The following is a 17,815-nucleotide window of genomic DNA, read 5'->3' on the forward strand; positions in this document are numbered from 1 at the left end:
CCTGTGGGTACGGGAACACTAGCGGGCGACGGGCGCATCAGCATGTGAGTCTTAGACACGCGGCTTTTCGCGCATCTCCCAAGTCTCGATAATGTCGCCTTCCTTGATGTCGTTGAAGGAACCAAGGCCAATACCACACTCGAAACCTTCGCGAACCTCGGTAGCGTCGTCCTTGAAACGACGCAGCGACTCGATGGTGAGGTTGTCTGCCACCACGGAACCGTCGCGCACCAGACGTGCCTTGGCGTTGCGCTTGATGATGCCGTTCTTGACGATCGAACCTGCGATGTTGCCCCACTTGGAAGAGCGGAAGACCTCGCGGATCTCTGCGGAGCCGAGCTCCACTTCCTCGTACTCGGGCTTGAGCATACCCTTGACGGCCTGCTCAATTTCCTCAATCGCACGGTAGATGACCGAGTAGAACTTCATCTCGACGCCTTCGCGGTCGGCAAGTTCTGCAACGCGCTCTGCCGGGCGGACGTTGAAGCCGATGATGACCGCGTTGTCCACGGTAGCCAGGTTCACGTCGTTCTGGGTAATAGCACCCACACCGCGGTGGATGACGCGCAACTGAACCTCGTCGCCACCGGCGTCGATCTTCATCAGGGACTCCTCCAGTGCTTCCACAGCACCGGAGACGTCACCCTTAATAATCAGGTTCAGGGTGTCCATCTTGCCCTCAGCCACAGCGGCGTCGAAGGACTCGAGGGTCACACGCTTACGACGCTTAGCCAGCTGAGCGTTACGATCAGCAGCCTCACGCTTCTCAGCGATCTGACGTGCGGTACGCTCTTCCTCGGTGGAGAGGAAGGTGTCACCTGCACGAGGAACGGTGGACAGACCCAGCACCTGAACGGGGCGGGACGGACCAGCTTCCTTCACAGCCTGACCGTTCTCATCGAACATTGCACGAACACGACCGTGAGCAACACCGGCAACGATAGCGTCACCGACGTGCAGGGTACCGGACTGAACCAAGACGGTGGAAACCGCACCGCGGCCCTTGTCCAGGTTTGCCTCAATAGCAACGCCGCGTGCTTCCTTGTTCGGGTTAGCGGTCAGTTCGAGCACGTCAGCGGTCAGGGTGACGGCCTCAAGCAGCTCGTCGATGTTGGTACCGTTGCGAGCAGAGACGTCCACGAACATGGTGTCGCCACCGTACTCTTCGGGGATCAGACCGTACTCGGTGAGCTGGCCACGAATCTTGTCCGGGGACGCGCCTTCCTTATCGATCTTGTTCACTGCCACCACGATCGGTACGTTAGCTGCCTGGGCGTGGTTCAGTGCCTCAACGGTCTGAGGCATAACGCCGTCATCCGCTGCGACCACGAGGATTGCCACGTCGGTGACCTTCGCACCACGGGCACGCATAGCGGTGAACGCCTCGTGACCGGGGGTATCGATGAAGGTAATCGCGCGGTCTTCACCTTCGACGGTGGTGTGGACCTGGTATGCACCGATGTGCTGGGTAATGCCGCCGGCCTCACCCTCAATGACATTGGTGTTACGGATAGCGTCCAGCAGGCGGGTTTTACCGTGGTCAACGTGACCCATGACGGTAACGACCGGGGGACGAGCCTCCAGAACATCCTCGCCCTCAGCTTCTGCTTCGGCTTCAAGGTTGATGTCGAAGGACTCGAGCAGCTCACGCTCCTCATCCTCCGGGGAAACGATCTTAATCGAGTAGCCCAGTTCGGCACCCAGCAGCTCGAAGGTCTCCTCATCCAGGGACTGAGTCTGGGTAGCCATCTCACCCAGGTGGAAGAGAACCGTAATCAGCGATGCCGGGTTTGCGCCAATCTTCTCAGCGAAGTCCATGATGGACGCGCCGCGGCGTAGACGAATCTCGGTCGAGCCGTCGCCGCGAGGAACAACCACGCCACCGGGTGCCGGTACGTTCAGCTGCTCTTGCTCATGACGGCGAGCTGCCTTGGACTTGCGACCCTTACGCTTGGAGCCACCGCGACCGAATGCACCCTGTGCATTACCGCGACCGCCGGGGCCGGGACGACCCGGACCGCGGTTGAAGCCGCCGGAACCGCCACCGCGACGTGCGCCGCCGTTACCGCCGCCGTTGTTGGAACCAGACGCGCCGCCACCAACGTTGGAAACCTTGGGCATCATCGAGGGGTTCGGGCGCGCGCCACCGCCGGACGGACGGGGTGCACCGGGACGTGCGCCAGCTGCCGGACGGGGGCCACCGTTACCGCCGGGACGTGCGCCACCTGCGGGGCGGGGACCTCCGTTACCGCCGGGACGTGCGCCACCTGCGGGGCGGGGACCTCCGTTACCGCCGGGACGTGCGCCACCGTTGCCGCCGGGACGACCGTTACGTGCCGGACGGGGACCGCCGGAACGCTGGGAGTCACCGCCGCCACGCTTCATACCCTGCTGGGATGCGAAGGGGTTGTTACCGGGGCGAGGACCGGGCTTGGGGCCGGGCTTCGGTGCAGCAGGCTTGGGCGCTGCCGGCTTCGGTGCAGCCTCGGGGCGTGCCATGCCCTGCTGGGATGCAAAGGGGTTGTTACCCGGGCGGGGACCGCCGGGCTTGGGTGCTGCTGCTGCCGGCTTTGCGGCGGGCTTAGCTGCAGGCCTGGGTGCCGGCTTAACAGCAGGCTTTGCCGCTGCGGGCTTAGGTGCCGGCTTAGCTGCCGACTCCGCGGGTGCTGCCTTTGCGGCAGGCTTAGCGGCTGCGGCAGGGAATTCCGCGCGCAGCTTCTTCAGAACCATGGGGTTCAGGGTGGAAGAGGAGCTCTTAACGAACTCGCCCATATCCTTGAGCTTGGCGATAACTTCCTTAGAAGGAACGCCTACCTCTTTAGCAAACTCGTGTACTCGAGGCTGAGCCAAATTTTCTCCATTCCCGGTCCGCACCGGGAATGGTGCGGACACTAATGTTTACGGGGTGCACGCCCGAAGGCGCGCCAATTCGTGAAATTGCCGGTGGGTGAGCACGAAAGGGCACTCATTTCGCGGCACTCATTAGATATCCATCAGTTTTCTGACTCGCTTTCAGATAAGAAGTCGTCAAACTCGTTGACTTATAGAGGGCATATACCCGAAAAGCATCTATGAGGGGGTCGAGCCCGCAATCACGGCTCGAATCTGCTCACAGCACGCCTGCAGCTGTGCTGCAGGGACAGCTTTTTTGAAGGCGCGCGCCAGACCGTTCTTTTTCTGTAGAGCGGCTACGCACTTTGCGCTCGGATGGATCCAAGCGCCTCGTCCGGGCATAGTTCCCGCCACATCGGGCTGATAGGGCGGGGGGTCCGCCTGCTCTGTAGCAGACGTGACGGGTGTGCGGGCGATGCGTAGCAGCTTGCGCTGTTCATCGCGGGCACGGCATCCGATGCAGGTGCGGGTCGGTCCTTCAAACGCTTCGGAGGTTGCGGTGAGGTCGTGATCGCCCATAGTCCTCTCCCCTCTCTAGCGTGTGTAGAACCGCGTTCGCGGTACATTCGTGATGGTCTATCCGGTGTGTGAGGGCACGTTAAAGCGCCCGGTTACACACCGGCACATCTTAATAGTGTATCCCGTTTTTAAGAATCATGGGCAAAACTGTGACGCAGGCGCAAAAACACCGGGCACCTTACTGCCCAATATCCTACGCCTGCATCAAAGGGATACACCCCTCACCGGGGCTAATACTTATTCAGCGTCCTGTGCGTACTCTGCTGCTTCTTCAGCCAGGCTACGAGCCACGCGTGCTGCCACCTCTTCCTCAGCACGAACCTGAGCGTACTTGGACTCGGAGAGAATATCGATACGCCAGCCAGTCAGCTTTGCTGCAAGACGTGCATTCTGACCCTCACGGCCGATAGCCAGGGACAGCTGATCATCCGGAACCACCGCACGAGCGGAGTACTCACGCGGGTTCTCGATAATGACCTCGGTGACCTTCGCCGGGGACAGTGCCGCAGCGATGAAGGTGGCCGGATCGGTCGAGTAGTCGACAATGTCAATCTTCTCATCGTTCAGCTCGGCAGCAACCGCACGCACGCGGGCACCCATATCGCCGATGCACGCACCCTTAGCGTTAATGGTCGGGTTCTTCGCGGACACAGCAATCTTAGAGCGGTGGCCAGCTTCACGTGCGATGGAGTTAATAGACACCAAGCCCTCAGAGATTTCGGGAACCTCGTGCTCGAACAGACGCAGAACCAGGTTCGGGTGCGAACGAGAAACCACAATCGAGGGACCCTTGGGGCCGCGGCGAGCCTCAACCAGGTAGGCGCGCAGGCGGGCGCCGTGCGGGTATTTCTCGCCCGGAACCTGCTCATTGCTAGGCAGAACAGCTTCAACGGTGCCCAGGTCAACCTGAACCATACGCGGGTTATTGCCCTGCTGAATCACGCCAGACACCAGGGTGCCCTCACGGTCCTTGAACTCGCCCAGAACAGATGCGTCCTCAGCGTCACGCAGACGCTGCGAAAGCACCTGACGGACGGTTGCGGCAGCGATACGGCCAAAGTTGTTCGGGGTATCGTCAAACTCGTCAATCTTCTGGTTGTCCTCATCAAGCTCAGGAGCCAGAATGACGAACTCACCGGTGGTGTGGTCGATGACGGCACGAGAGCCCTTAATAGCGCCAGGCTGCTTCATGTACGCAAGCAGCAGGGCGTTCTCAACCAGGGTGAAGAGCTCCTCCATGACGAGAGAGCGCTGCTTCGCCAATGCGCGCAGTGCGCCCAGGTCAATAGTTTTAATATCCTCCACGCTTTTCAGCCTTTCCCAGTTAGCACGGCGCCGGGACGCTGAATGCGCCCCGGCTCCCGAACGGTATCTACCTGGCACGGAGAACCCCGTGCCTGAAGCTTTAATAACTCTATTCTACCGGCTCAGCAGACGAATTGAAGTCAATCTCGACGTGAGCAGAAGCAATATTTTCCCACGGAAGCAAGCTCGGCTCGTGGTAGGACTCCTTTTGACCCTTCTTCGTGTTCTTCTTACGAGCCAGCACCGGACCCTCGTCTTGCACCTCGTGCAGACGCGCCAGGTACTCGGTGCCGTCGGGTGCGGTGACCGCAATCAGGCGGGTACGGGCACGTTCCCAGTGGCGACGCTCGGTCAGGGAGCGGGTAGCACCGGGCGAGGACACCTCCAGCTCGTAGGGGAAGAACTCATCGTTTTCATCCGCACGGTCCAGGGCGCTCGAAATCGCACCGGAAATCTCCGCCAGAGAATCCAGCGACAGCGAATCGGTACGCTCAGTGGTGTAGTCCACCGTAATCTTCACGGTACGGTTCGCCGCCGGGCCCGAAATCTTCAGGTCCTCCAGCACCAGCGAGAACTCGGAGATAACCGGAGCAATCGCCTCGGCAACCTCTTCCTCACGGATCGCACGGGTACCCACGCGAACCGGTGCCTCCACCACGGGCTCGCTCTCAGCGCGAGTACGGGAAGTGTTCACACCATTCGCTACGCGGGATGCGGCACGGCGAGCGCGCGCATTCGGGGCGCTCTTCTTAGAGCCAGAACGCTTCGGCTTATACGCCACGGCTACTCCCCCTTGACCTCAGCGATGACCTCAGCCACCGCATTCTCGACGGACACCTCGCGAGCCTCACCGCTGCGGCGGTCCTTGAGCTCCAGCACGCCGTCCTTGAAGCCGCGACCAATCACCAGGATGGTGGGCACACCCAGCAGCTCGGCGTCGCCGAACTTCACTCCGGGGCTGGTCTTCGGACGGTCATCGAGCATGACCTGCAGGCCGGCGGATTCCAGGGATGCGCTGAGCTCTTCAGCGTACTCGTGGGATGCTGCATCCTTGCCGGTGATGACAATATGCACGTCTGCCGGTGCCAGGTTACGCGGCCAGATCAGGCCCTTCTCGTCGTGGTTGCCCTCGGCGATGGCGGCCAGTGCGCGGGTCACGCCGACACCGTAGGAGCCCATGGTCACGGTCTGCAGCTTGCCGTTCTGGTCCAGGACCTTCAGGCCCAGTGCCTCAGCGTACTTGCGTCCCAGAGCGAAGATGTGGCCCATTTCGATGCCGCGGGCTGCCACCAGGTCGCCGGAGCCGTCCGGTGCCGGGTCGCCTTCGCGTACCTCGCACGCCTCGATCACGCCGTCGGCGCTGAAGTCGCGGCCGAAGACCAGGTTAGCCACGTGCTTGCCCTCTTCGTTCGCGCCGGTCACCCAGCGGGTACCGCGCACCACGCGGGGGTCAACGAAGAAGGGAATGCCGGTTGCGGAAGCCACCGCATCCTCGTCCTCGGTATGCGCGCCGAGCAGAGGCGCATCCAGGCTCAGGCCGGGGCCAATGTAGCCCTTAACCAGCTGCGGGAATGCCTTCAGGTCCTCTTCGTTGGCTGCCTCAACCTCAACCTCGCCGCCGATGCCCAGCAGGGTGCCGATGTTGACCTCAACGCGGCCCAGGTCCACGGCACGATCGCCGGGAACGCCCACGGCGAAGACCTTACGCTCGCCAGAGGGGGTGATGACGGCGCCCAGGAAGCACTTGAGGGTCTGCGAAGCATCCAGAGTGCCGCCGGTAACCTCGGAGTACAGTTCGTTCATGCGCTCCACCAGGGTCTCAATGGTGACGGAGTCGGGGGTGTCCAGAACGATTGCGGCCGGGGTGCCCTCGGTAATCTCGATTTCCTCGGGAACCACGGTGGTCACGGCCTCAACATTAGCCGCGTAGCCGCCCGCGGAACGCACGAAAGTATCCTCACCAATGGGGGTCGGGTGCAGGAACTCTTCACTGCGGGAGCCACCCATCGCACCGGACTGTGCGGTCACAATGACAATCTCCAGACCCAGGCGCTCGAAAATGCGCTGGTAGGCGGCACGGTGCGCCATGTACGCCTCGTTCAGGCCCTCATCATCAATGTTGAAGGAGTAGGAGTCCTTCATGACGAACTCACGGCCGCGCAGCAGACCCGCGCGGGGGCGCGCTTCATCGCGGTACTTGGTCTGAATCTGGTACAGGGACAGCGGCAGGTCCTTATAGGAGGAGTACAGGTCCTTCACCAGCAGGGTGAACATTTCCTCGTGGGTGGGTGCCAGCAACATGTCTGCGCCCTTACGGTCCTTGAGGCGGAAGAGGTTATCGCCGTACTCATCCCAGCGGTTGGTTGCCTCGTAGGGTTCGCGGGGCAGCAGTGCGGGGAAGTGGACTTCCTGCGCGCCGATGGCGTCCATCTCTTCGCGGATGATGTTCTCGACCTTGCGCAGTACCTTCAGGCCCAGAGGCAGCCAGGTGTACACGCCGGGGGCTGCGCGGCGGATGTAACCGGCGCGGACCAGCAGCTTGTGGCTGGCGACCTCAGCGTCTACGGGATCCTCGCGCAGAGTGCGCACGAAGAGGTTGGAAAGGCGAAGTACCACGATTCTCCTTGAAAGGTCGATAGGTTTAGGTAGGGTGCCCATTGCTCACCAGGTAAGCCGAGAAAAGGCACAATCGTCTTTAATTTTATAGCGTTTTAGGGTTCGGCGTGTTTAGCGCTCAAAAATGATGGTCGAGAACTGCCCAATCTGTTCCCAACCGGTCCCCCGGTATATGGCAAGAGCGCGGGCATTGTAGTCGTTCACGTACAGGCTCAAGTGCGGGTATCGGTGCTGCAGAAGCTGCACGGCGGCAGCAAAGAACGGCTTAGCCAGGCCGTAGCCGCGGTAGTCCGGGTGCAGCCATACACCCTGCACCTGCGCGACATCCAGATTCACGATGCCCGCATCCGCTTTGAAGATGATGCGCCCGTTCACATCGGTGACAATGGCGCTGCGCTGACCGGCAATGAGCATACGCAGGCGCGCCGCGTAACGGTCTCCGTAGCGGGCAATCGGGTCGAAGCCGACCTCCTCGGTGAACATGGCGGCTGCAGCAGGTAGAAGCTCCCCCAGATCCGCGGAGGTGGCGAGGCGCGCATACCCGGCAGCCTCACCGCTGAGCTGGAAAGCACCGGCGAGGCTCTCCCCCGGTTTGAGGGGCGCGGGCAGGTGCGCCGGCAGCTCAGGAAGCTCCACAGTGTAGAAGCGGGCCAGGTCCTTCTCCGGTGGCAGATACAGCAGCGGCTGATTGGGGCGCTCCGACAGAACCCACGCACGGTGATCGCAACCGTCACGCAGGCTCAGCTGCCGCATCGGCAGTAGCGGACTCTTACCGCCCCGAGTCTGCTCGCACAGCTCCTGCATACGCGTCCACAAGGGCATCACGAAGGCGCTCTCACCGAACATGGATTCCAGGCGAGAACCCACCTGTAGCAGTAGCTGAGCCAGCGCGTCACGATGCGCAAGCGCCGTCGCGTCCAGGGTGGGAGTGTCCAAGGAGGGGGCATCCGGCACTTCAGCGCCATGAGAATCCGCATCATGTCCAATGTGTTCAACTGCGGCACCGCACAATCGCACCGGCACCACATTCGAACCCAACAGCAGCACACAGCACAACTGCCCATCGCGCTCACAACCCACAAAACCCTGATAGTAGTGCAGCGGAATACGCGGGACCCTCACTGGAAGAGGGCACGCCAAATAATGCTCAATAGAGTACAGATTCGGGACCGAGTCACTGAACAGGGCCTCCTCCAACTCATCGCACCACCGAGCATCCAGAGCAAAAACGTGTTCCTTAACGCGATCAGGCATAGGGGAAGAATCCATCGACGAAACAGTAGCACGCCGGGCCCGATCAGCTTTACGGCGGCGAGAAAAAAGAGTGAACATGACGTGTTGAGTGGTTGAGTGATAGAGAACGAGTGATAAAAATTGAGTGAAAATACGGGGACATGTGATCCCTAAAAGGTAGCCGGATCATGCGGCCACAACCAGCAGCGGCAATCACCGAGCCTGCCACCACCATAACCGGAAAAGCGCGGAGGCGCCCTCACCAGGGCGCCTCCGCGCACAAAAGCTAACTAGCTCACCGAAACAGCCGGAGAACCCTCAGGAACATACTCGCCCGAAGCCTCCATCTCAGCAGCAATACGGGTAGCCTCTTCAATCAGAGTCTCAACAATCTGATCCTCAGGCACGGTCTTAATGACCTCACCCTTCACGAAAATCTGGCCCTTACCGTTACCGGACGCCACACCCAGGTCAGCCTCACGAGCCTCACCCGGACCGTTCACCACACAACCCATCACGGCAACACGCAGCGGAACCTTCATATGCTCCAGGCCCTTCGTCACATTCTCAGCAAGCTCCCATACGTTCACCTGCGCACGACCACACGACGGACAAGAAACGATATCCAGCTTGCGGGGGCGAAGGTTCAGTGACTCCAGAATCTTGGTGCCCACCTTCACCTCCTCAACCGGAGGAGCAGACAGCGACACGCGAATAGTGTCACCAATACCCTGAGACAGCAAAGTACCGAAGGCCACCGAGCTCTTAATGGTGCCCTGGAACGCCGGACCAGCCTCAGTCACACCCAGGTGCAGGGGCCAGTCACCGCGTTCAGCCAGCTGACGGTACGCCTCCACCATCACCACAGGGTCATTGTGCTTCACAGAAATCTTGAAATCACGGAAACCGTGCTCCTCAAAGAGCGACGCCTCCCACACAGCAGACTCAACCAAAGCCTCCGGAGTAGCCTTACCGTACTTCTCCAGCAGACGCTTATCCAGCGAACCAGCATTCACACCAATACGCAGAGAAACGCCGTGGTCCGAAGCCATCTGCGCAATTTCCTTCACCTGGTCGTCAAACTTACGGATATTACCCGGGTTCACACGCACAGCACCGCAACCAGCCTGAATAGCCGCATACACGTACTTCGGCTGGAAGTGAATATCAGCAATCACCGGAATACGGGACTGTTTGGCAATAATGGGCAGAGCCTCCGCATCCTTATCAGTCGGGCATGCCACACGCACAATATCGCAACCGGCAGCGGTCAACTCAGCAATCTGCTGCAGAGTCGCACCAATGTCATGGGTCTTAGTCGTCGTCATCGACTGTACCGAAATCGGAGATTCAGAACCAACACCGACAGAACCCACCTTGAACTGGCGGGTCTTACGACGCGGGGACAGAACCGCGGGAGCGGGCTTCGGCATACCAAGGCTGACCGACAAGGTTTTCCTCCATACATGGGTTGTGAAGGACGTACGACGCATCCTTCGTTCAACTTTTTATTGTGCCACTGACGCGAAAGAAAGCACTAATACGGGTACCCTTACCGCGTGCAACAACACACTAAAACAGGGTGATGGGCTTAACAATATCCGCCACAATCAGAATGATAGACATCACAATGAACGCGCCCGCCACCACATACGTCAACGGCAACAACTTCACCGGATCAAACGGACCCGGATCCTTACGCCCAGTCAAACGTGCAAAGAAGCGACGCACGCCCTCCCAAACAGCGCCCAACACATGGCCACCGTCCAGAGGCAGAAGCGGAATCAAATTGAATGCAAAAAGCATCAAATTCATATTCGCCACCAGCGAGACCAACATCGCAGCCTTCGCCTTCACATCAATACGGTCAGTAGCCGTCACCTCACCGGCAATACGGCTCACACCAACCACAGACACCGGCGACTCGGCACTACGCTCACCACCAGTCACCAAAGTCACCGTCAACTCCCACACACGCTGCGGCAACGAAAGCATCGACGAACCCACACGAGAGAGCGTATCGCCCACCATCGTAGGCACCTCAGTAATAGAACCAGGCACCAACTCACTCGACGGCGAAACACCCACAAAACCGCCACGAGTCGTCGCAATCGAACCATCCGCAGCACGCGCATACTGGCCCTTACCATCAGAAACCGGGCGAATCATCTCAACCGGAGTTACCGACAAATCCAGACGCTGACCATTACGCTCCACCGTCAAGGTGCTCGGGTGAGAACCCGCCGCACGAATCGCCGAAGACACAGCCTCCCACGAACCCGTCGATGCACCATTCACAGCAACCACACGGTCACCCACCTGCACACCAGCAGCCTTCGCAGGCGACGGAGTGGACTTATCCGTACACTCACCATAGCTAATCGAATCATGAGTGACATTCACGCTCGGCACGCACTCAGACACCGCCGAAACCTTATTCGTCACCTGCGCCGTACCAAAACCACAAATCAGCACAGCAGTACACACCACACCAATCAGCAGGTTCATGGTCGGGCCACCCAGCATAATCACCATGCGCTTGAGCACAGGCAACTTATAGAACAGGCGGTCCTCATCACCGGGCATCATACGCTCAGCATCCGCCGCACGCGCCTCCTCAGCCAAAGACGCAAACGGGCTAGTACTACCCGAATGGCCCTCCTCATGGTGCTCCTTCACCTCAGCAGGGCTCGGCGGGTACATACCAATCATCGAAATGTAACCACCCAACGGGATCGCCTTGAAACCGTACTCAGTCTCGCCGCGACGGAAAGAGAACACGGTCTTACCGAAGCCAATCATGTACTGCGGAACACGCACATTGAACAGCTTTGCGGGCACCAGATGCCCCACCTCGTGCAGGGCGATCGAGACGGCAATAGCGATTGCCATGAGGATAATGCCCACAGCGTACAGCAGGATTTCCACGCTTTTTCTCGTTTCGGTTCGGGGATACGAAGCTTCTAGGATACTCGCTTAGCCTGTGAAAGCGCCCTCCCCCGCTTTCTGGAGGGGCTGGATGGGGGACGATAAGAGGGGCAGTGTTCGTCCTCGTTCCTACAGGGGCACCCGCCCTCGCTTCGCTTCGGGCACCCTGATGTCACTTCGGACGATACCGCCCCTCAACACCTAGCCAACGCGACTAGCCTGCCGCCAAGGTCTGCGCCGGATCAATACGCGAAGCCTTCGCCGCCGGATACAGACCAGCCAACACGCCAACCAGCGCACCAGCGCCCAAACCCAGCAGGATAGTGTCAACACTAATAATTGGCGTCCAGCGGTTCATCAAAGACACAATCGAGATGCCGTTAACCGCCAGCACGATACCAGCCACAGCGCCCAGGATGCCGGTCAGCAGCGCCTCCGCCGAGAACTGCAGCAGAATACCCGAAGGGCGCATACCAATAGCCAGACGCAAACCAACCTCACGGCGACGCTCCATCACCGCAACCAGGAACGTATTCATAATGCCCATCGCGCCAATCACGAGGGTAATAACACTCATGGATATAAGCATGGTGCGTTGCTGCTGGTCGACAGCCTCACGAAGAGTTTTCGGCTCCGGCGGGACACTCACGCTATACAGGGCGGGACGTTCCGGCGAGAGCGCGTACGGTGCTTCCTCCGCAATCTGGTTTGCGGCACCGGCAACAGTACTCACCACAATCTGAGTGGAACGCTTACCGGTCTGCGCCGCAGCCGCGCCACCACCGGCAGCGGGCTGCGCTTCTTCCGCATCGGCACCAGGCTTCGCGCCCAGAGGCAGGTAGACCGAACCGTACGACAGAGTCAGCGAAGGGTTCTCCCGCACCACACCAATAACGGTGTACGGCTCATCGTGAATATAGACCGTAACTCCGAGGCTATAGGGCAGCGCAAGCTGGCGCATCACGCTTTCGCTGAGCACCACAACCTTATCGTTCCGCTCCACGTGCCCCTCGTCGAAGGTACGACCCCACATCAGCTCGTGACCCTGCACGCTAAAGATGCTGGGGGTTGCCGCAAGGACGGCAGCCGTCACGTTAGCGCCGCGCTCGCCAAAGTTGTCTGGGCCGCGCTGAATATCGGCGGATTCATCCAGCTGATCCACTAGCGCGGTACCGGTCACTCCGTTCAGTTGGCTAACACGCCGGTAGTTCTCACTAGCCGCCAGGCTCAATAGTTCAGCCCGGCTCAGGGGTTCGGTTCGAGTGGAGCTTATCGTCAGGTACTTAGCCCTAAAAATGTCGAAACTGTCAGCCAACTGCCCAGAAATGGTGGCGGTCAGACCAACGGTCAGCACAAGCGAAGCAATACCCAGCACCACACCAAGCATGGTGAAGATATTGCGCCTCACCCGGTGTACGGTAGCGTCCCAGGCTTCTTTGAGGGAGGCGAGCGCCCAAGGTGCACGACCGCTCCCCTGCGGCTTAGATGTTTGCTCCTCAGCAAAGCTAGGCAGGCTCAGAGACGCGCGGGCGGTCGTTTCTTCCTGCCGCGGTGCATCCTGCTCGATGAGTTGCCCCTCGTGCATACGTAGCACCCGGTCGCAGTGCTCCGCCACGAGCGGGTCGTGAGTAATCACAATCGTGCTTTGCTGGTCACCCGTACATTCGCGGAGCAGGTCAATGACTTCACGGGTGAGCTCTTCATCCAGCGAGCCGGTCGGCTCATCACAGAGCAGCAACGCTGGTTCCCCAATGAGCGCACGAGCAATAGCCACACGCTGCTTTTCACCGCCGGAGAGAGTGGTGACGGGTGCATCCGTTCGGTGGCTCAGCCCCAGCAGGGCGAGAGTGTCCGTAACCCGTTGTGCTCGTTCAGCTTTGGGCACGCCACGGTAGATGAGCGGCAGCTCAACGTTGCGGTACACGTTCTTATGTTCGATGAGGTGGAACGCCTGGAAGACGAAACCGATGCTGTCCAGGCGCGCTTCAGCTCGCTGTGCCGCGTTGAAGGTTGCGGTGTCTGTACCGTCCAGCAGGTAGCTGCCGGAGGCGGGCGTGCTGAGCAAGCCGAGGATGTTCAGCAGGGTTGATTTGCCGCTGCCGGACGGTCCCAGGATTGCGACGACTTCTCCGTAGCGGACTTTCAGGTCAATATTTTTGAGCACGTCAATTTGAGTGTCACCCTGCATAAAGTGCTGGGACACTCCCTGAATATCGACGCTATAGGCTGGTGGGTGCGCGTGAGCGGCGCGGGAGTCAGTCATGGCTACTCCCTACTTTTTCTCGCGCATGATTTTGACGCTGTCGCCTTCGTGCAGGTCACCGGTGACGGCGTTCTTGCCGTTGGCGTTGCTGATGACGGTAACGGTTACCTCGCGTTCTTCGCGGGCCTTCGATCCGTTGGAACTTTCGGGGCCGAGCACGATGACTCGGGTCTGTCCGTCACGGGTGTAGAGCGCCGATGAGGGTACGACCAGGTGTGCTTCGGGGGTTTCTTCGAGGGTGAGTTCCGCGTTGACGGTGCCTCGGAGGCTGTCCGCCTTATCCCCTACGTCGAGGGTGAGGATGCGTTCCCCTTCGGTGTTTCCTGCCGCACCGGCTACACCGTTGAGGTTGGAGCCAGCCGCACCTTCTGCGCCATTGACCTGGCGACCGGCCTGGCTGTTGCCTGCGGCACCGGCGGCTTCGGAGGTGTTCTTGTATCCGAGGGTTGCAACGTACTCAGTATCACCGAGGGAGGGCACGGTTACCTTCTGACCGCTACGAGCTTCGGGGGTGAGCCTACCGGTGGTTCCGGTGCAGCTGAGGGTCTTGTTACCTTCTGCGATGGTGGCTACGGGACCGTCTGCGATGGTGCCGGTTGCGCGGGGGTTGCCGGTGACGAGTCCGGCACGGTTGATGATGAGGAAGTAACGGGAGGGAATAGGCTGGTCAGTCTTTACGTGTGCGTAGCCGAGGCTGTCAAGGAGGTTGTTGAGAGCCTCGTAGGTGTCTTCGGTGATGCGCGCAGGCTGAGGCCCCTGGCGTCCCATGGCGGTCAGAGCCTCGTTGAGAAGCGCGGCGTCGGGGCCACTGTCGTCGAGTTTGAGGTCGCGGTAGAGCGCGAAGCCGCCGGTGAGGGTGATGAGAGGTTCACCGTTGACTTCTGCGATGAGGGTTCCGTTGCCGACGGTGTCACCGTGTTTGATGGTGATTGCGGTGTATTGTCCTTCGCCGCTGTAGCGTAGCGGGGTTGAGGCGGCGTAGTTCGCGGTGCAGGTCAGGGGCACAGTGGTGCGCAGTTTTTCGCGGGTGACCGTGGCGGTGATGGTGGAGGGGTCCGGGGGTGCCGCTTCCGCGTCTTTTTGGGCGGTGGTTTTGATGTTTTGGGCGCTGATGAGCGTACCCACGGTGATGATGAGGAGCAGGGCGATAATGCCGTAGAGCCAGAGGGTTTTCTTCTGACGGTTGGGGGTGGCGCTCATGGGGTCCCTTCTTTGGGTGCGCGTACGGGAACGCTATTGTCTGTGCCGTTTGGGCTTAGGCGGCGGTGCCGTGTGGGGTTAGTTTGTGCCCGGCACGGGGATACGTGCCGGGCACAATACGCTGTGACGAGGTGTAGCTGTTGCAGCTACTCTGTACGCCTGTTCTGGATAGTCCGCAGGATTAGCTCAGAATCTTTCGGGCATTCTCTTCAGCAGTTTTCTTGGCGGTGGTCACCTGCTCGATGAGACCCTGCTCCTTTTCGAGGAAGGAACTCAGGTAAGCGATAGCCATCTTTCGCTGTTCTGCATCCAGCCCGGTTGCTTCGCGGCAGGTCGCATCGTTGATCGCCAGTTCATGGGTGTCCTGGTTGTTCTGGCGGTACTGTAGGCGAGCCATATCCGGAGACGTGTAGTCGCCTCCGAAGCGTTCCTTCATGCACTGTGCCCACTTCTCGGTGGCGGGCCCAAGGTCTTTGAAGATTGCGTCGTTGTTGAGGTAGTGAACCGCAGTGACGTAGACCTTTTTTATGGTCGCACGGGATTCTTCTGAACCGAAGACTGCGCGGGTGGCTTCTTGTTGGCAACCGCCCTTTCCTTCGGTGCCGTTTAGAGCCTGCATTTCGGCTTCGCTCATAGTAGGGCTCTGCTCTTCCAGTGCTGTAGTAGCCAAAGAGTAGCGCTCTTCGTATCCGCGAGCGCGGGCATCCGCAACGGTGAGAGGTTCAAGATCAGCCTGCAGAAGCAGCGGGATTTCAGTTTCTCCTGCAGGAACCTTGTAGTTCGGGAATCCTCGTTCAGCCATGCACTGGCTCAGGGAACGCTGGTAGGCGCGAACAACGTTGTCAGAAAGTGAGGCGAGGTTCTCCACTTTTTCGATAGCTTGACTATCGGGGCTCGTGGAGGCGCTATACGCTTTCTCAGCGTTAGCGGACGCCGAGGAGTCGGCACTGGGCTGCCCGGATGCGCAAGAGCTAAGCAGCAGGGTTAGTGGGAGTAGAGCCCCGGCGAGGGTTCGTAGGGTGTTCTGTCGACGCATAGGTGGGCACTTCCTCGTGAAATATAGCTGCATCTTTGTCCGCTCGTTCACAGGGCTCTTCGTTGTTTGCCCTTGAGAGAACATATTTTGAACACTAGCCTACTATGCGCCAGGGGGGGGGGAGGCAAGAGGGGGCGGTGTTCGTCCTCTCGCCTCATGCAGTGTCTGGGACGGCACGCCGCATGTTTCTCCATCTGGATGTGACTGGAGGGACGGTATTCGTCCTCGTTCCTACAGGGGCACCCGCCCTCGCTTCGCTTCGAGCACCCTGATGTCACTTCGGACGATACCGCCCCTCCACGCGCACCAACCACTGCCAGATCAAGCCGGTGTACCTTCCGGAAGCGACATCAGGGTACCCTCTCGGGTGCTCTCCGCCGCGAAGCAAGGAAGAGCGGAGCGCCCGAGAGGGTGGGTTCCCCTGTAGGAGCGTAGGAAGGTCTGCACCGGCCGCATCCGTAGAGATGCAAGTACCGCCCCAAGAACCGGTTAGTTGCCTGTCATACCCAGCAGCTCATTCGCGCGAACGCGAGCCCAACGCTCCGCGTTCAGCACCGCCTCCAGCGTCAAATCAGCGTCAGAGACAGCCTCAGCGCTGCCGGTGTGCTCTTCCAGTACACGTGCGACCGAATCGACAATGTCGGTAAAGCGAATCGCGCCTGCATGGAATGCTGCGACGGCTTCCTCGTTGGCGGCGTTGAACACTGCCGGGTGGGTGCCGCCGACCTTGCCAGCCTCCTTGATCATGCGCACGGCGGGGAATGCTTCCTCGTCCAGCGGCTCAAAAGTCCAGGATGTCGCCTTCGACCAGTCACATGCGGGCACAGCACCGGGGATGCGGTGCGGCCAGGTCAGACCCAGTGCGATGGGCAGAACCATGCTCGGCGGGGACGCCTGCGCAATGGTCGAGCCGTCCACGAACTGCACCATGGAATGCACGATGGACTGCGGGTGAACCGCCACGTCAATACGGTCCAGGTCCACGCCGAACAGGTGGTGTGCCTCAAGCACTTCGAGTGCCTTGTTGACCATGGTTGCCGAGTTGGTGGTGACGACCAGGCCCATGTCCCAGGTGGGGTGTGCGAGCGCCTGCGCGGGGGTCACGTCGTGCAGCTGTTCACGCTTGCAGCCGCGGAACGGGCCGCCCGATGCGGTGAGGATGAATCGGTCGATTTCTGCATCGGTTCCGGAGGCGAGTGCCTGGGCGAGGGCGGAGTGTTCGGAGTCGACGGGCACCATGGGGGTGTGCAGGGGCGATGCATCGACGGCGGCGCATACGAGTGGGCCACCTGCGATGAGGGATTCCTTGTTAGCCAGTGCCACGCGGTAACCACTGTTGAGCGCGGTAAGGGTCGGTTCCAGACCGATGGAGCCGGTGATGCCGTTCAGCACGGTGTCTGCCGGGTATGCTGCCGCCTGTACGGATGCTTCAGCGCCGTGGGCGATCTGCGGGGTGTAGCCGGTGATGCCGGCTTCGGAGGCTGCCACTTCGATAAGTTCACGGAGGCGCTGCGCGTCTTCTGCGGTGCCGCTGGTGGCGACCAGTTCAGCGCGCACATGCACTGCCTGGCCTGCGAGCAGTTCGAGGGAGCGGGAGCCTGCAGAGAGGGCGACAACCTTCAGCGGTGCGTCGGCAGCGGAGGCGCTAGTACCCTTGAGCGCGGCGAGGTGGTCGATGACTTCCATGGCTTGGGTGCCGATGGAGCCGGTTGAGCCGAGGAGGGTAACGCGCTGCGGTGCGCGGGTGAGTTCTGTGAGGGCGTCGGTGAGGCGGTCGCGGTTGCCGCCGACGCGTGCTGAGGATCCAAACTTCATGGTTCTAG

12 protein-coding genes are annotated in these 17,815 nt (G+C 60.4%); all 12 read right to left on the minus strand.

The window, feature by feature from the left end:
• Nucleotides 1-51: 51 nt before the first annotated feature.
• Nucleotides 52-2,850 (minus strand): translation initiation factor IF-2, encoded by a 2,799-nt coding sequence (infB, locus tag QFX07_RS06405; RefSeq protein ID WP_459741157.1) that lies wholly within the window; start codon nucleotides 2,848-2,850, stop codon nucleotides 52-54.
• Between the two features lie 219 nt (nucleotides 2,851-3,069).
• Complete coding sequence (locus QFX07_RS06410) at nucleotides 3,070-3,411, minus strand: YlxR family protein (protein ID WP_279754373.1); 342 nt, start codon at nucleotides 3,409-3,411, stop codon at nucleotides 3,070-3,072.
• 237 nt (nucleotides 3,412-3,648) lie between these two features.
• Nucleotides 3,649-4,716: a transcription termination factor NusA gene (nusA, locus tag QFX07_RS06415; protein WP_279742042.1), complete on the minus strand. Its 1,068-nt coding sequence runs from the start codon at nucleotides 4,714-4,716 to the stop codon at nucleotides 3,649-3,651.
• Between the two features lie 109 nt (nucleotides 4,717-4,825).
• Complete coding sequence (locus tag QFX07_RS06420; protein ID WP_279754372.1) at nucleotides 4,826-5,497, minus strand: ribosome maturation factor RimP; 672 nt, start codon at nucleotides 5,495-5,497, stop codon at nucleotides 4,826-4,828.
• A gap of 2 nt (nucleotides 5,498-5,499) precedes the next feature.
• On the minus strand, nucleotides 5,500-7,332 hold the full coding sequence (locus tag QFX07_RS06425) for a proline--tRNA ligase (RefSeq protein WP_279742040.1): 1,833 nt from the start codon (nucleotides 7,330-7,332) through the stop codon (nucleotides 5,500-5,502).
• A gap of 111 nt (nucleotides 7,333-7,443) precedes the next feature.
• The gene (locus QFX07_RS06430; RefSeq protein ID WP_371568234.1) at nucleotides 7,444-8,586 is read right to left on the minus strand and encodes a GNAT family N-acetyltransferase; all 1,143 of its coding nucleotides are present in this window, start codon (nucleotides 8,584-8,586) and stop codon (nucleotides 7,444-7,446) included.
• A 269-nt stretch (nucleotides 8,587-8,855) separates the two neighbouring features.
• On the minus strand, nucleotides 8,856-9,998 hold the full coding sequence (gene ispG, locus QFX07_RS06435; protein WP_044142245.1) for a flavodoxin-dependent (E)-4-hydroxy-3-methylbut-2-enyl-diphosphate synthase: 1,143 nt from the start codon (nucleotides 9,996-9,998) through the stop codon (nucleotides 8,856-8,858).
• A 139-nt stretch (nucleotides 9,999-10,137) separates the two neighbouring features.
• Nucleotides 10,138-11,493, minus strand: coding sequence for a M50 family metallopeptidase (locus tag QFX07_RS06440; protein ID WP_279742037.1), 1,356 nt, complete (start codon nucleotides 11,491-11,493; stop codon nucleotides 10,138-10,140).
• Nucleotides 11,494-11,707: 214 nt separating this feature from the next.
• Nucleotides 11,708-13,756, minus strand: a complete 2,049-nt coding sequence (locus QFX07_RS06445) for an ABC transporter ATP-binding protein/permease (protein ID WP_279754370.1) — start codon at nucleotides 13,754-13,756, stop codon at nucleotides 11,708-11,710.
• A 9-nt stretch (nucleotides 13,757-13,765) separates the two neighbouring features.
• Nucleotides 13,766-14,956 (minus strand): efflux RND transporter periplasmic adaptor subunit, encoded by a 1,191-nt coding sequence (locus tag QFX07_RS06450; RefSeq protein WP_279754369.1) that lies wholly within the window; start codon nucleotides 14,954-14,956, stop codon nucleotides 13,766-13,768.
• Nucleotides 14,957-15,137: 181 nt separating this feature from the next.
• Complete coding sequence (locus QFX07_RS06455; protein ID WP_279754368.1) at nucleotides 15,138-15,992, minus strand: chromosome partitioning protein ParA; 855 nt, start codon at nucleotides 15,990-15,992, stop codon at nucleotides 15,138-15,140.
• 489 nt (nucleotides 15,993-16,481) lie between these two features.
• Complete coding sequence (gene dxr, locus QFX07_RS06460; protein WP_279754367.1) at nucleotides 16,482-17,807, minus strand: 1-deoxy-D-xylulose-5-phosphate reductoisomerase; 1,326 nt, start codon at nucleotides 17,805-17,807, stop codon at nucleotides 16,482-16,484.
• Between the last annotated feature and the right edge of the window lie 8 nt (nucleotides 17,808-17,815).

Origin of the sequence: Rothia similimucilaginosa (assembly GCF_029850985.2) — a bacterium.
Classification (GTDB): Bacteria; Actinomycetota; Actinomycetes; order Actinomycetales; family Micrococcaceae; genus Rothia.